Source organism: Caenimonas koreensis DSM 17982, from assembly GCF_009646335.1.
In the GTDB taxonomy this organism is placed as follows: domain Bacteria; phylum Pseudomonadota; class Gammaproteobacteria; order Burkholderiales; family Burkholderiaceae_C; genus Ramlibacter; species Ramlibacter koreensis.
On the sequence record NZ_WJBU01000015.1, the window covers coordinates 119,758 to 133,730 of the forward strand.

Genomic DNA, 13,973 nt, shown 5'->3' on the forward strand with positions numbered 1-13,973 from the left:
AGGCGTCTCACATGGCAGTCACCGACACGCTCGAAGCGCAAATGGCCAGGCGAGGCCTGGAGATGCTTGGCGCGTGCCACAAGCTGTCTGACCAGCATGAGCTGCTGCTGGTGTCCGCGCTCCTGCGCGACTTCACGGCAGCTGAAGCCGACCAACTCGGCTCGACGATGCTGAAGATTCGGGCGCGGCCGGGCCAGTTGCTCATCGCCGAAGGGGAGTCGAGCGACTGGATGATGTTGCTGCTCACTGGCACGGTCGATGTGGGCAAGCGCCGCATCGGCGCCGATCCTGAATCGCAGGATCCGCACGATGTGACGCGTCTGGCGGTGCTCAAGGAAGGCGCCGTGATCGGCGAGATGTCCATGCTCGACGGCGAGCCGCGTTACGCGAGCTGCTGGGCATTGAGCGAAGTCGAGGCGGCCGTGCTCTCGCGTGGCGCCGTCACGCAGCTGATCAACCTGCAGCCCGCTGTGGGCGCGAAGCTGCTCGTGAAGCTGACGCAGTTGCTGGCGCAACGGCTGCGCAACACCAGCAGCCAGCTGGTCAAAGTGCTCACCAAGCAGGACGCAGCTACCTAGCGAGGCCCGGGAAGAGTTTCACCAGGCCGAGCGCCATCACTTCCACGGCGAGCGCCGCGAGGATCAAGCCCATCAGTCGCGTCATCACATTGATACCGGTTTTGCCGAGCACGCGGGCTATCGGGTCTGCGAGCGCAAAGCAGATGGCCGTTGCCAGGCCGATCACCACGCCGTAGCCCACCAGCATCGACAGCTGCAGGATGTTCTGCGCTTTCTCGGCGTAGATCACCACGGTGGACATCGTCGCGGGGCCGGTGAGCAAGGGAATGGTGAGGGGCACCACGGCGATGCTTGCGCCCATCGCCGCTTTTTGCGCGCCGTCTTCGAGTTCGTTGGTCGAGGGCTTTGCTTCGGCCGGCTTGGCGTTCAGCATGTTCATCGAACTGATAAGCAGCAGCATGCCGCCGCCGACTTGAAAGCTCGCGAGCGAAATGCCAAAGAAGTCGAGGATCTGCAGGCCCAGCAGGGCGCTCGCCGCGATCACCAGGAATGCGCTGAACGATGCCACGACCACCGTACGCCGGCGCTGCGCGCGCGAGAAGCCCTGCGTGTAATGAATGAAGAAGGGCACGATCGCCAGCGGATTGACGACCGCCAGCAGCGTGATGAGGGGCTTGAAGTCGACGGCCATCAGCGCCCTCCGGATACGTCGACGAGCGACATCGTGGTGTAGCTGGCGTCTGGCGAGAGCAGCCACACGATGGCCTGCGCCACCTCGAGCGCGGTGCCGCCGCGCTGCATCGGCACCTGGTGTGCCAGTTGCGCCACCCGGTCGGGGATTCCGCCGGAAGCGTGGATGTCGGTTTCAATCAGGCCCGGGCGCACAGCGTTCACGCGGATGCCTTCGGCAGCGACCTCTTTCGCGAGACCGACAGTGAATGCATCGATGGCACCTTTGGCTGCGGCGTAGTCCACGTATTGCCCGGGCGCACCCAGGCGCGACGCGGCACTCGACACATTGACGATGGCGCCGCCGCGGCCGCCGTGCAGTGTGCTCATGCGCCTGACCGCCTCGCGCGCGCAGATGATCGAGCCGATGACGTTGATGTCGAACATGCGGCGCAGGCGCTCGTGGCTCATTTCATCGACGCGCGACTTCATGTCAACCACGCCCGCGTTGTTCACGAGCGCCGTGAGGGGCCCGAGTTCACGGTCGACGTGTTCGAACAGGGCCATCACCTGGTCTTCATGGGCGACGTCGCCCTGCATCGCGATCGCCCTGCCGCCGATGGCGCGGATGCTCGCGACGACCTCATCCGCGGCGTGGCGATTGGTGGCGTAGTTCACCGCGACGGCGTAGCCCTTTTCAGCGGCGAGCAAGGCTGTTGCCGCGCCGATGCCCCGGCTCGCGCCTGTCACCAATAGCACTTGATCCACTGCGTTCTCCTTCTGGCTGCGGGGACATTACAGCAAACTCGGCACGCCGGCGTCATAGGCGGTACCTTGACGCGCCGCGCCAGCAGCGAAATCATCAGCGGCACACTTGCACGCCAATTCATCAGGAGCAACGCGAAATGGGATCTCTCATCGAACTCAAGGCCGCCGACGGCATGGTTGTGCCCGCTTACCTTGCGCAGCCTGCTGGCAAGGCCCGGGGTGCTGTCGTGGTTCTGCAGGAAATCTTCGGCGTCAACTCGCACATTCGCTCTGTGGCCGATGGCTATGCCGGGCAGGGCTATCTGGCGATAGCACCGGCGACGTTTCACCGTGTCAAACCTGGCGTCGAACTGGGCTACGAGGCTCAGGACATGACGGCCGGCTCGGCGTTGAAGGCGGCCGTTGAAGCGCTGCCGGCGCCAGGCGTCATGCAGGACATCCAGGCGGCGATTGGTCATGTAGCAGCTGCGGGCAAGGTGGGGATCGTCGGCTATTGCTGGGGCGGCCTGCTGACCTGGCGCGCCGCGTGCATGCTCGACGGGCTGTCCGCCGCTTCGTCCTACTACGGCGGCGGCGTCACGACGCCCGGTGAGGTGGCGCGCCAGCCGAAGGTGCCGGTGCTCGCGCATTTCGGCGACAAGGATCACTGGATTCCGCTTGATGGCGTCGAAGCTTTCAAGAGGGCGCACCCGGAGGTTGAAGTGCATATCTACGCCGCCAACCACGGCTTCAATTGCGACCAGCGCGGCTCGTATGACGCGCCTGCTGCCAACCTCGCGCGTGAACGCACGCTTGCTTTTTTTGCCAAGCACCTCGCGTGATGCGCGGCACGACCATCATTGCAGGGCTGGCAGCCGCCGTCGCGCTGTGCGGTGCGGCGCGCGCTGCCGACTACAGCGGCCCTTTGTTCGATGGCCACCTGCACTACAACGAAGAGGCGCAGTCGCCGCATCCGCTGGCCGACGTGCTCGCGCGCATGCAGCGCAACGGCGTGAAGGCCATCGCAGCCAATTCCCGGCCCAACGACGGTACGAAGGCGCTCGCTGCTTCGCCGCAAACAAAGCAGGCCGGTGTGACGGTCGTGCCTTTCGTGCGGCTGTACCGCAACCGGGCCGACTACGACAACTGGTTTCGCGACGACACGATCTACGAGATGGTCCAGGCCGAGCTGGCGCGTGGGACAGACGCGGGGCCGTTCAAGGGTATTGGCGAGTTCCATCTGTACGACAGCGCAAATGCCAATGGCCCCGTCGCGAAGAAGTTGATGGCGCTCGCCGAGGAGCGCGGCCTGGTGGTGCTGGCGCACGTGGACGATGTGGCCATCGACTTGCTCATGGCGAACACGCCCAGCAAGGGCCAGCGCACGCGGCTGGTGTGGGCGCACACGGGCATTGGCGGTGCACCGGTGACGCGGGTCGAGCAGCTGCTGGCGAAGTACCCGCAGTTGATGGGCGAGTTGTCGTATCGCCCGGGGCTGACGTGTGACAACGGCCAGTTGTGCCCCGAGTGGCGCGCGTTGCTGCTGAAGTATCCCGGACGCTTCATGATCGGCTCGGATACATGGGTCAATCAGCGCTGGCAGTATTACGACGAGCTGATGAAGGGCTATCGCACCTGGCTGGGTGAGTTGCCGCCAGACGTGGCGCGAAAAATCGGCTGGGATAACGCGGCGAGCCTGTACGGGGTCAAATGATCAGGTTGTACTTCTATCCGGCAACAGCAGCGATGATTCCGCACATCGTGCTGGAAGAGATTGGCGAGCCCTACGAGCGCGTGCTCGTGGACCGCGCGGCCGGTGCACACAAGCATCCCGATTTTCTGGGCCTCAATCCCAACGGGCTGCTGCCCGTGTTGACCGATGGCAATCTCGTCCTCTATGAGACAGCGGCCATCGTGCTCCACCTGTGCGACATGCACCCCGGGGCCTTCCTTGCACCTGCGCTGCGCACTGCTGAACGCGCCCACTTCTACAAGTGGCTCGTGTGGCTGACCAGCACGCTGCAGACCACGCTGATTGTCTATTTTTATCCCGAGCGCTGGGTCAACGAAGGCAATGAGCAAGGTAGTGCTGAGGTGAAGGCGCAGGCGGAGATGCGGGTGGCGGCGCTGCTGGAGCAGCTCGATGCTGAACTGGCTCGAACGGGCGGCCCATGGTTCATGGGCGCGAAATACACGGCGCTCGATGCCTATGTGTTCACGCTCTGCCGCTGGACTCGCAACTTCAGCATGCAGGCGCCAGCGCGCAGCAGGCCGCTTCTGGGGCCGTATCTCCAGCGCATGCTCGCAAGACCTGCATTGCAGCGTGTGATTGCCCATGAGGAACTGGCGCCGCCGCTGGTGTGAGTCCGGCTCGCGTCTGGTGCGCCCCTGCCGGCGCTATCGCTTGACGCGTGAGATGTAGCGCATGCGCCAGAAGGCGAGCATCACGCCGATACCGATGCCGGCCATCAGCACAAATGTCATCCACATGGCGGGCGGCGAGTGAATGAGCGGCAGGAACTCGAAGTTCATGCCGAAAAAGCCGGTGATGAAATTAAGGGGCAGGAAAACGGCGGTCAAGGCCGTGAGCACGCGCATGATTTCATTGGTGCGATGCCCCAGCACCGAGAAGTGGATCTGCACTGCGGTTTCCGCGCCTTGCTCCATCCGATGCACATGGTGCAGCACGCGCTGGATGTGCTCGACCACGTCACGCGCGCGGGCAAGCAGGGTGTCTTGTTCAGCCTGGGCCATCCAGGGCGCAGGTTGCTCTCGTTGCGCATCGAGCCACTCCATCATTGCGTCGTTCTGGCCTTCGCACAGATCCTCCAGTTTGTGCAGCGCCAGGCGTGCGGCCATCAGCGCGCTCCAGTTCGCCTCGCGAGAGCGGGGCGCCAGCAACTCGTGCTGCCAGCGGTCAAGCTCTGTGGACAGGCCTGTGCGCAGTTCAAGATAGCTGTCGACGATCAGGTTGAGCATGCGCAGCATCAGATCGGCTGGACTCGAGGGCAGGCGGCTGCGCGCCGCCGCACTGAGGCCCTCGGTGTGGATGGCATCCTGGAGATATCGCTGAACGAAGGTTTTCGCCGAATAGCATCCGGCCGGATGTACGGTGATGAGCAACCGGTCGAAGACGACAAATCCGACGGCGCGGGTGGCGATCCGCTGGAAGGCCGCCAGCGCAGAGTTGGCGGGCGCTGCCGTATCGGACGCGTCGCCGGTTTCGGCGTCGGTGGCCAGGCGCCGGAAGATGATCAGGTCGTAGACAGACGTGTAGTCGTAGCGCGATGGATGGTCACCGTTGCCCAGATCCTTCAGGTGCAGGTCGAGAACGGGCGAGCCGCCCAGCGTTTGCGCTGCCGTCTGCACAGAAGCAGCCTGCTCTACCAGGGACTCGCGGTCGACGAATATCCAGATGAAGCCGTTGGCGGGCGCCGCGTCGGGCAGGCGCTCCAGAAAGCGCAGCGTGCCCGGTGTGAACTCGATGATCTGCATTGGCCGGCGTCGTACTGTCAGCCGCGCAACAGCCTGGCCGCGTCGAGCGCGAAGTAAGTCAAGATGCCGTCGGCGCCTGCGCGCTTGAATGCCAGCAGGCTTTCCATCATCACGGCGTCGTGGTCGAGCCACCCATTTTGTGCGGCAGCCTTGAGCATCGCGTACTCGCCACTGACCTGGTAGGCGAACGTCGGCACCTTGAACTCATCCTTCACGCGCCGGACGACGTCGAGATAAGGCATGCCCGGCTTGACCATGACCATGTCGGCGCCCTCAGCGATGTCCATTGCGACTTCGCGCAGCGCTTCGTCGGTGTTGCCGGGGTCCATCTGGTAGACCTTCTTGTTGCTCTTGCCCAGATTTGATGCCGAGCCGACCGCATCGCGGAACGGCCCGTAGAACGCGCTCGCGTACTTGGCGCTGTACGCCATGATTGCCGTGTGGGTGTGGCCGTCGTTCTCGAAGGCCGAGCGGATGGCGCCGATGCGGCCGTCCATCATGTCGCTCGGGGCGACGATGTCCACGCCTGCTCGCGCCTGCGTCAGCGCCTGCTTCACCAGGACTTCCACCGTGTCGTCGTTGATGATGTAGCCGGTGTCGTCCAGCAAGCCATCCTGGCCGTGGCTGGTGAAGGGGTCGAGCGCGACGTCCGTCATGATGCCGAGCCCGGGAAACCGCTCCTTCAGGGCGCGCACGGCGCGCGGGACCAGGCCATCGTCGTTCCAGGCTTCGCGGCCGTCAGCTGTCTTGAGGCTCGCATCGACCACTGGAAACAGCGCCAGAACCGGTATGCCGTAGTCGACACATTTTTGCGCCACCGGGAACAGCACATCGATGCTCATCCGTTCGACGCCGGGCATGGAAGCAACACTTTCGCGGCGTGCCTGGCCGTCGAGAATGAAGACCGGATAAATCAGGTCATGCGTTGTGAGCGCGTGTTCGCGCACCAGATTACGCGTGAAGTCCTGTCGCCTCAGGCGACGCGGCCGGCCATGGGGAAATGGTGCATGGAGTGTCATGACGGAAATTGTGCGCTATCCGGCCACACGCGCAGCCATTCGTCTCGATGCGACACTTTCTTCTGACCTATTCCCGACCATTTGCTTGAAACCATACTTGCGGTTTGTTAAATTACGGCTGGGCGCTTCGGCGCTCCCCGCTTTTCCTCCCTGAGCGGGTGCCTTAATGTGTGACAGCAAAAAGGCTTCCCACCCCGGCTTCTGAGCCGGGGTTTTTTTTGGGCGCTACTACACTCGCGCAATGCTCTGGGTTAAGTCCTTCCACATTGTCTTTGTCGCCAGCTGGTTCGCCGGGCTGTTCTACCTGCCGCGGATATTCGTCAATCTGGCCATGGTGCCGGCCGAATCGGTGGCCGAGCGTTCGCGTCTGCTGCTGATGGCTCGCAAGCTGCTGCGTTTTACGACCGTGTTGTCCGTTCCGGCCCTCATGTTGGGCCTATGGCTGTGGCTGGGTTACGGCGTTGGGGCCGGCCAGGGCTGGATGCACGCCAAATTGATCGTCGTGTTGCTTGTGATCGGCTATCACGTCGCGTGTGCAGCCATGCTGAAACAGATCGAAAGAGGCACAGCGATGCGGGGCCACGTCTGGTATCGGTGGTTCAATGAGGCGCCGGTGCTGCTGCTCATCGCTGCCGTCGTGTTGGTGGTGGTCAAGCCGTTCTGATGTACAAGACCTCCGCCTGGCCGCTCTCCCAAGCGTATGTGGCGTTGATCGTCTATGCCAGCCTGTACCCGTTCACCGGGTGGCGTGACCAAGGCATCGCTCCTTGGGAGTTCATCTGGAGCCCGTGGCCGAAGTACTGGACGGGCTTCGATCTGGCCGCCAATGTGGTCGGCTACATCCCGATGGGATTTCTGCTTGCATTGAGTTTCGCCCGGCGCAGCCAGCTGCGAGCTGCTGCCACGGGTAATGCGTCCGCCATGGCCGTTGCCGTTTCCCTGGCAGCGGCGCTCTCGTTCCTGATGGAGTCGCTGCAGACCTACCTGCCTTCACGCGTTCCTTCGAATGTGGATTTCGCGTTGAACACGATCGGTGCGCTGGTTGGAGCGTCTGTTTCAACGGTGCTCGAAAGGGCTGGGGCGATCGATCGTTGGGCGCGTGTTCGAGGTCGCTGGTTTGTCGACGACGCGCGTGGGGCGATGGCCTTGCTCGCACTCTGGCCGTTTGCGCTGCTGTTTCCGGCGGCGGTTCCGTTCGGATTGGGGCAGGTGTATGAGCGCCTCGAAGGCGCACTGGCCGATTGGCTCGCTGACACGCCCTTTCTTGAGTGGCTTCCTGTCAGGGATGTCGAGCTGCAGCCACTGGTGCCGGGCGCCGAGCTGCTATGCGTGGCATTCGGACTGCTCGTTCCGTGCCTGTTGGGGTATTCGGTGCTGAGGTCGGCTCCTCGTCGAGCTGCGTTTTGCGTGATTGTCGTGGCCGTGGGCTTTGCCGCCACTGCGCTGTCAGCAGCGCTTAGCTGGGGGCCGGCGCATGCATGGGCATGGCTCAGTCTCCCGGTGCAGCTCGGCCTGTCCGCGGGATTTATCGTCTCGATGGCGTTACTGCCCGTGCCCCGCCGCGGCTGCGCCGCGCTCGTTCTGTTGGTGCTTGTGCTGCATCTGGTTCTGCTCAACCAGGCGCCAGCCAGCGCTTACTTCACGAACACGCTACAAACTTGGGAGCAGGGGCGTTTCATCCGATTCAATGGGCTTGCGCAATGGCTAGGCTGGCTGTGGCCTTACGCTGCGCTGGTTTACGTTCTGCTGCGCGTCTCGGGTCGAGAGCCACCCAATAAAATGCCGCAATGACAGATACCCCCGGACAACGCGGCTCGTACTACGAACGACACATCTTCTTTTGCCTCAACCATCGCGACACGGGGGAAGCCAGCTGTGCACAGCACCAAGCCCAGGAGGCGTTCGATCACTGCAAGCGCCTCGTGAAAACGCAGGGCTTGGCCGGGCCCGGGCAGGTGCGTGTGAACAAGGCCGGATGTCTTGATCGATGTGCCGGTGGCCCGGTTTGCGTCGTCTATCCTGAAGCGGTCTGGTACACGTATGTCGATCAAGCGGATGTTGAGGAAATCGTCGAGTCCCATCTCAAGCATGGCGTTGTTGTCGAGCGACTGATCACTCCGGCTCACCTCGGGCGTTGAGGGCCATGAACCTCAAGACTCGACGGTTTCAGATCGCCGGCCCCGCGGGCGTGATTGAAGTCCTGCGCGACGAACCTCTCGATGCGGTGGCTCGCGGCACTGCGGTGATCGCCCATCCGCATCCACTGTTTGCAGGCACCATGGACAACAAAGTGGTGCAGACGCTGGCCCGGGCGTTTGTCCAGCAAGGCTGGTCGGCCGTCCGCTTTAACTTCCGCGGCGTGGGCGCCTCCGAAGGCGTGCATGACAACGGCGACGGTGAGCTGCTGGACATGCTTGCTGTTGTGGCAAGTCAGGCTGAGTCCGGTCCGCTGGCGATCGCAGGGTTTTCGTTCGGCTCTTTTGTCGCGGCCGGATCTGTTGCGAGCCTCTGGCCAGAGCGTCCGGCCGAAAAAGTGGTGCTGGTGGGGACGGCCGCGGCCAATTTTCCAGTGGCCCCGGTTCCAGTCGAACTGCATGACGCCACGCTTGTCATTCACGGCGAGCAAGACGACACCGTTCCCCTGACGGCCGCGCTTGACTGGGCGCGTCCGCAGTCACTTCCCGTTACCGTGGTGCCCGGAGGCGGACACTTCTTTCACGGACAATTGCCCCTTCTCAAAAGCATGGTGGTGCGCCACCTGCGTTCCTGACTCACTTCCCTTTCCATGAATACGTTTTTTCGGACTTGCGCCGCGCCACTTGTTGCGCTTTTTGTTTGGCTCCCCGCTGCATTCGCGCAGGCTCCTCAACCCCCTGAAATCGCAGCCCGAAGCTTTATGCTGGTCGACGTCACGGCCAACCAGGTGCTGGGTGCTCGCGACATTGATACGCCAGTCGAGCCTGCCTCGCTCACAAAGCTCATGACGCAGTACATCGTGTTCGATGCACTGCGAGCCAAAAAGATCGACTTGAAGCAGGCCCTGCCGGTGAGCGTTCGTGCCTGGAAGATGGAGGGCTCGCGGATGTTCATCGACCCGGCCATGAAGGTGCCCGTCGACGACCTGATCAAAGGAATGATCGTGCAGTCGGGTAACGATGCGACCATTGCGCTCGCTGAAGGCGTTGGCGGGACCGTAGAGCGGTTTGTCGAGTTGATGAACCAGCAGGCCAAGGCGCTTGGCATGAAAAACACCACTTACAAGAATCCGGAAGGCCTGACTGTTGCGGGACATACCACCACGGCCCGGGATCTGAGCATCCTGTCCACTCGGATCATGCAGGACTTCCCGGAGTACCTTTCGTACTACTCGATCAAAAAATATCGCTATGAAGGTACGCCCACTTCCAACGATACCAATCGCAATCTGCTGTTGTTTCGCGACCCGACGGTTGATGGCCTCAAGACCGGTCATACAGACGCTGCAGGTTATTGCCTGATCGCCACGGCCAAGCGCGACGTACCCAATGTCGGACAGCGCCGCCTGCTGGCCATCGTGCTCGGTGCTACGAGCGAAAACGCCAGAGCCAATGAGGCGCAAAAGCTTCTCAATTGGGGCTATACCGCCTATGACTCAGTCAAGCTGTTTGATGCAAACCAGGCCATCGTGACGCCGCAAGTGTGGAAGGGTGCCCTGAAGACCGCCAAGCTGGGGCGCACGCAGCCGGTTGTCGTTGCGGTCCCCGCTGGCGCGGGTCCCAAGGTGAAGACTCAAGTGGCACGGGCGGATCCTCTGCTTGCTCCGCTCGCTGCCGGGCAACAGGTCGGGACGCTCAAGATCACGGTGGCTGACCAGCCGCTTGTCGATCTTCCGCTCTTTGTTTTGGAGCCAGTCGAGCAGGCGGGCTGGCTCAGCCGATCGTGGGACACCGTGCGGCTATGGATCAAGTAATGACCGGATTTTGGTTCTGACCTTGAGCGTTTTGCTGCGCCGGGATATACTTGAAGGCTTTCCCGCAATTTGGGGCGGGGAAATTCGCTATCCGCAGGTGCGGTATTCAGTATCCGCATCCGCGGTATCCAGTTTTCGAAACGTTTAGGGACGTTAATGCCAACCATCAATCAACTCGTGCGTCACGGGCGGGAGGTCGAGAAGACCAACTCCAAAAGCCCCGCGATGCAGAACAGCCCGCAGCGCCGCGGCGTGTGCACGCGGGTGTACACCACGACGCCAAAAAAGCCGAACTCGGCGCTTCGTAAAGTTGCCAAGGTCCGCCTGACCAACGGCTTCGAAGTCATTTCCTACATTGGCGGTGAGGGCCACAATCTGCAAGAGCACTCGGTTGTGCTCGTGCGTGGTGGTCGCGTCAAGGACTTGCCGGGTGTGCGCTATCACATCGTGCGCGGTTCGCTGGATCTGCAGGGCGTGAAAGATCGCAAGCAGTCCCGCTCCAAGTACGGCGCCAAGCGCCCGAAGAAGGCCTAAGAGAGTCTGTGTGTTTGTCGGTGCTGCCCAGCCTGGCAGGCTGAGTCAGCGTAGTGACCCGAAGCGCGGAATTCGCCGCGTGGGTCGAGTAAGCGGAAAGCCTGTTGGCCTTCCACGGCGCCGGTAGTCCGGCAGCCAGCTGAAGCAATTTATTGAGGTGAAAAATGCCACGTCGTCGCGAAGTCCCTAAGCGTGAAATCCTGCCGGATCCCAAGTACGGCAATGTCGAGCTTGCCAAATTCATGAACGTCATCATGCAAGGCGGCAAGAAGGCAATCGCCGAGCGCATCGTTTACGGTGCCCTCGAGCAAATCGAAAAGAAGAATCCGGGCAAGGACCCGGTTGAAGCCTTCACCATGGCGATCAACAATGTCAAGCCCATGGTTGAGGTGAAGTCCCGCCGCGTCGGTGGCGCGAACTATCAGGTTCCCGTTGAAGTGCGCCCTGTCCGGCGCTTGGCGCTGTCCATGCGCTGGCTGAAAGAGGCTGCCAAGAAGCGTGGCGAGAAGTCGATGGCCCTGCGTCTGGCCAACGAACTGATGGAAGCCACGGAAGGCCGTGGCGGCGCAATGAAGAAGCGTGACGAAGTGCACCGTATGGCTGAGGCGAATAAAGCCTTTAGCCACTTCCGCTTCTAAGAACCGACCCCATATCCCTGAGGTGCGGGCCCGCCAAGAGCGGGCCTGTCCCATTTAACGAAAGAGCATCATGGCCCGCAAAACGCCCATCGAGCGCTACCGCAATATCGGTATCTCCGCCCACATTGACGCCGGCAAGACAACGACGACCGAGCGCATCCTGTTTTACACCGGTGTGAATCACAAAATCGGCGAAGTGCATGATGGCGCGGCGACGATGGACTGGATGGAGCAGGAGCAAGAGCGTGGCATCACGATCACCTCGGCTGCTACGACCTGCTTCTGGAAGGGCATGGACCTGTCCTTCCCTGAGCACCGCATCAACATTATTGATACCCCCGGCCACGTGGACTTCACGATTGAGGTCGAGCGCTCCATGCGCGTGCTGGACGGCGCGTGCATGGTGTACTGCGCAGTGGGTGGCGTGCAGCCTCAGTCGGAAACTGTTTGGCGCCAGGCCAACAAGTACAAGGTGCCTCGCCTTGCATTTGTGAACAAGATGGACCGTACGGGTGCCAACTTCTTCAAGGTCTACGATCAGATGCGGGCCCGCCTGAAGGCAAACCCGGTGCCCATCGTGATCCCGATCGGTGCTGAAGAAAAATTCGCCGGTGTCGTCGATCTGCGCAAGATGAAGGCCATCTACTGGGACGAGGCGTCCCAGGGCATGAAGTTCAACTACGCAGACATTCCTGCCGAACTCCTTGAGCAGGCCAAAGAATGGCGCGAGAAGATGGTCGAGGCGGCTGCAGAGGCCAACGAAGACTTGATGAACAAGTACCTTGAAGAGGGTGATCTGTCCGAAGAGGAGATCACGCTCGGCCTGCGCACGCGTACTATCGCCAGTGAGATTCAGCCGATGCTTTGTGGCACGGCCTTTAAGAACAAGGGTGTTCAGCGCATGCTGGACGCCGTGATTGAACTCATGCCTTCCCCGGTGGACATCCCGCCAGTCAAGGGGATGGACGACGAGGAGAATCCGGTTACCCGACGCGCCGACGATGGCGAGAAGTTCTCTGCGCTGGCATTCAAGTTGATGACGGATCCGTTCGTCGGTCAGCTCACGTTCGTGCGTGTGTACTCTGGCGTGCTCACTAAGGGCGACAGCGTGTACAACCCGATTCGTGGGAAGAAAGAGCGCATCGGCCGAATCGTCCAAATGCACGCGAACAACCGCCTGGAAGTGGACGAAATCCGCGCGGGCGACATTGCGGCATGCGTCGGATTGAAAGACGTGACAACCGGCGAAACGCTGTGCGATCCGTCTTCTATTGTGATGCTTGAGCGCATGGTGTTCCCTGAGCCCGTGATTGCGCAGGCCGTCGAGCCGAAGACCAAGGCCGATCAGGAAAAGATGGGCATTGCCCTCAACCGCCTCGCCCAGGAAGACCCTTCGTTCCGCGTGCGGACCGACGAAGAATCCGGTCAAACCATCATCGCCGGCATGGGCGAGCTGCATCTGGAAATCATTGTCGATCGCATGAAGCGTGAGTTCGGCGTTGAAGCCAACGTCGGCAAGCCCCAGGTGGCCTATCGCGAAACGATCCGCAAGACGATTGAGGATGCGGAAGGCAAGTTTGTGCGCCAATCCGGCGGCAAGGGCCAGTACGGCCACGTGGTGCTCAAGATCGAGCCGAACGAGCCTGGCAAGGGCATCGAATTCGTCGATGCGATCAAGGGCGGCGTTGTGCCGCGCGAGTTTATTCCTGCGGTCGAGAAGGGCATCAACGAAGCCGTGACGCAGGGTGTGCTGGCGGGCTACCCGGTAGTTGATGTCAAAGTCACACTGCACTTCGGCTCGTATCACGACGTGGACTCGAATGAGCTGGCGTTCAAGATGGCCGCCATCTTTGGTTTCAAGGAAGGCTGCCGCAAGGCCAGCCCTGTGATCCTGGAGCCGATGATGTCTGTCGAAGTCGAGACGCCTGAAGACTACGCCGGCAACGTCATGGGCGACCTGTCGTCCCGTCGCGGCATGGTGCAGGGCATGGAAGACATGGTTGGCGGCGGCAAGGCAATCAAAGCCGAAGTGCCCCTGTCCGAAATGTTCGGCTACTCGACGACGCTTCGTTCGATGTCGCAAGGTCGAGCCACGTACACGATGGAGTTCAAGCACTACAGCGAGGCTCCGCGCAACGTTGCAGAGACGATCGTCGCTGCGCGAGCGAAGTAAGAAGCAACAAAACGAATTCGTCTGCGATCACACGCCCTGCCGTGCCCGTGCGGTGGGATCAGCGATGTGATGCAGACGTAAAACCTCACACGGGCATGCTCTTTGGAGATTCGAAAAATGGCAAAAGGCAAGTTTGAGCGGACCAAGCCCCACGTGAACGTGGGCACGATTGGTCACGTGGACCATGGCAAGACGACGCTGACGGCGGCGATCACGACGATTTTGGCGTCG

At 61.8% G+C, this 13,973-nt stretch carries 17 protein-coding genes; 13 read left to right on the forward strand and 4 right to left on the reverse strand.

The genetic code is table 11. The annotated features are described in order from the left end of the window. The first annotated feature begins 11 nt into the window (after nt 1-11). Nucleotides 12-578 (forward strand): Crp/Fnr family transcriptional regulator, encoded by a 567-nt coding sequence (locus tag GHT07_RS15965; RefSeq protein ID WP_153586096.1) that lies wholly within the window; start codon nt 12-14, stop codon nt 576-578. Here GHT07_RS15965 and GHT07_RS15970 read toward each other — a convergent pair. Together GHT07_RS15970 and GHT07_RS15975 are read right to left on the reverse strand one after the other, a co-directional pair. Then, the gene (locus tag GHT07_RS15970) at nt 571-1,209 is read right to left on the reverse strand and encodes a MarC family protein (RefSeq protein ID WP_153586097.1); all 639 of its coding nucleotides are present in this window, start codon (nt 1,207-1,209) and stop codon (nt 571-573) included. The two genes, GHT07_RS15965 and GHT07_RS15970, sit on opposite strands and share 8 nt — an antisense overlap. Then, the gene (locus tag GHT07_RS15975; protein ID WP_323740972.1) at nt 1,209-1,955 is read right to left on the reverse strand and encodes an SDR family oxidoreductase; all 747 of its coding nucleotides are present in this window, start codon (nt 1,953-1,955) and stop codon (nt 1,209-1,211) included. Before GHT07_RS15975 ends, GHT07_RS15970 begins: the two co-directional genes overlap by 1 nt. A gap of 137 nt (nt 1,956-2,092) precedes the next feature. Between GHT07_RS15975 and GHT07_RS15980 the strand changes: the two genes are divergently transcribed. Genes GHT07_RS15980 through GHT07_RS15990 form a run of 3 tightly spaced genes read left to right on the forward strand, consistent with a single transcriptional unit; the run spans nt 2,093 to nt 4,298 of the window. After that, nucleotides 2,093-2,776, forward strand: a complete 684-nt coding sequence (locus GHT07_RS15980; RefSeq protein ID WP_153586098.1) for a dienelactone hydrolase family protein — start codon at nt 2,093-2,095, stop codon at nt 2,774-2,776. Next, nucleotides 2,776-3,648 (forward strand): amidohydrolase family protein, encoded by an 873-nt coding sequence (locus GHT07_RS15985; RefSeq protein WP_153586099.1) that lies wholly within the window; start codon nt 2,776-2,778, stop codon nt 3,646-3,648. The genes GHT07_RS15980 and GHT07_RS15985 overlap by 1 nt, the downstream gene beginning before the upstream one ends. After that, the gene (locus GHT07_RS15990) at nt 3,645-4,298 is read left to right on the forward strand and encodes a glutathione S-transferase family protein (RefSeq protein WP_153586100.1); all 654 of its coding nucleotides are present in this window, start codon (nt 3,645-3,647) and stop codon (nt 4,296-4,298) included. Before GHT07_RS15985 ends, GHT07_RS15990 begins: the two co-directional genes overlap by 4 nt. Before the next feature lie 33 nt (nt 4,299-4,331). Here GHT07_RS15990 and GHT07_RS15995 read toward each other — a convergent pair whose 3' ends face one another. Together GHT07_RS15995 and hemB are read right to left on the reverse strand one after the other, a co-directional pair. Continuing rightward, on the reverse strand, nt 4,332-5,429 hold the full coding sequence (locus GHT07_RS15995) for a magnesium transporter CorA family protein (RefSeq protein WP_153586101.1): 1,098 nt from the start codon (nt 5,427-5,429) through the stop codon (nt 4,332-4,334). 17 nt (nt 5,430-5,446) lie between these two features. Further along, nucleotides 5,447-6,448 carry a porphobilinogen synthase gene (gene hemB / locus GHT07_RS16000; RefSeq protein WP_153586102.1) on the reverse strand — a complete coding sequence of 334 codons (1,002 nt, stop codon included), beginning with the start codon at nt 6,446-6,448 and terminating at the stop codon, nt 5,447-5,449. A 241-nt stretch (nt 6,449-6,689) separates the two neighbouring features. Here hemB and GHT07_RS16005 point away from each other — a divergent pair, with 241 nt between their 5' ends. From GHT07_RS16005 to GHT07_RS16045, 9 genes are all read left to right on the forward strand, one after another. Further along, a complete protein-coding gene (locus GHT07_RS16005; RefSeq protein ID WP_153586103.1) occupies nt 6,690-7,112 on the forward strand; it encodes a CopD family protein in 423 nt (140 codons plus the stop codon). Further along, nucleotides 7,112-8,239 (forward strand): VanZ family protein, encoded by a 1,128-nt coding sequence (locus GHT07_RS16010; protein ID WP_153586104.1) that lies wholly within the window; start codon nt 7,112-7,114, stop codon nt 8,237-8,239. The genes GHT07_RS16005 and GHT07_RS16010 overlap by 1 nt, the downstream gene beginning before the upstream one ends. Continuing rightward, entirely contained in the window at nt 8,236-8,586 is a 351-nt protein-coding gene (locus GHT07_RS16015; protein WP_153586105.1) for a (2Fe-2S) ferredoxin domain-containing protein, read from the forward strand. The genes GHT07_RS16010 and GHT07_RS16015 overlap by 4 nt, the downstream gene beginning before the upstream one ends. Nucleotides 8,587-8,591: 5 nt before the next feature. Beyond that, nucleotides 8,592-9,218 (forward strand): alpha/beta hydrolase, encoded by a 627-nt coding sequence (locus GHT07_RS16020; RefSeq protein WP_153586106.1) that lies wholly within the window; start codon nt 8,592-8,594, stop codon nt 9,216-9,218. Between the two features lie 15 nt (nt 9,219-9,233). Then, the gene (locus tag GHT07_RS16025; protein WP_153586107.1) at nt 9,234-10,397 is read left to right on the forward strand and encodes a D-alanyl-D-alanine carboxypeptidase family protein; all 1,164 of its coding nucleotides are present in this window, start codon (nt 9,234-9,236) and stop codon (nt 10,395-10,397) included. A gap of 156 nt (nt 10,398-10,553) precedes the next feature. After that, the gene (rpsL, locus tag GHT07_RS16030) at nt 10,554-10,931 is read left to right on the forward strand and encodes a 30S ribosomal protein S12 (RefSeq protein ID WP_048438439.1); all 378 of its coding nucleotides are present in this window, start codon (nt 10,554-10,556) and stop codon (nt 10,929-10,931) included. A 164-nt stretch (nt 10,932-11,095) separates the two neighbouring features. Then, on the forward strand, nt 11,096-11,569 hold the full coding sequence (rpsG, locus tag GHT07_RS16035; protein WP_153586108.1) for a 30S ribosomal protein S7: 474 nt from the start codon (nt 11,096-11,098) through the stop codon (nt 11,567-11,569). Between the two features lie 70 nt (nt 11,570-11,639). Further along, the gene (gene fusA, locus GHT07_RS16040; RefSeq protein ID WP_153586109.1) at nt 11,640-13,742 is read left to right on the forward strand and encodes an elongation factor G; all 2,103 of its coding nucleotides are present in this window, start codon (nt 11,640-11,642) and stop codon (nt 13,740-13,742) included. A gap of 117 nt (nt 13,743-13,859) precedes the next feature. After that, a partial coding sequence (locus GHT07_RS16045) for a GTP-binding protein (protein ID WP_228488388.1) occupies nt 13,860-13,973 on the forward strand: 114 nt, incomplete at its 3' end.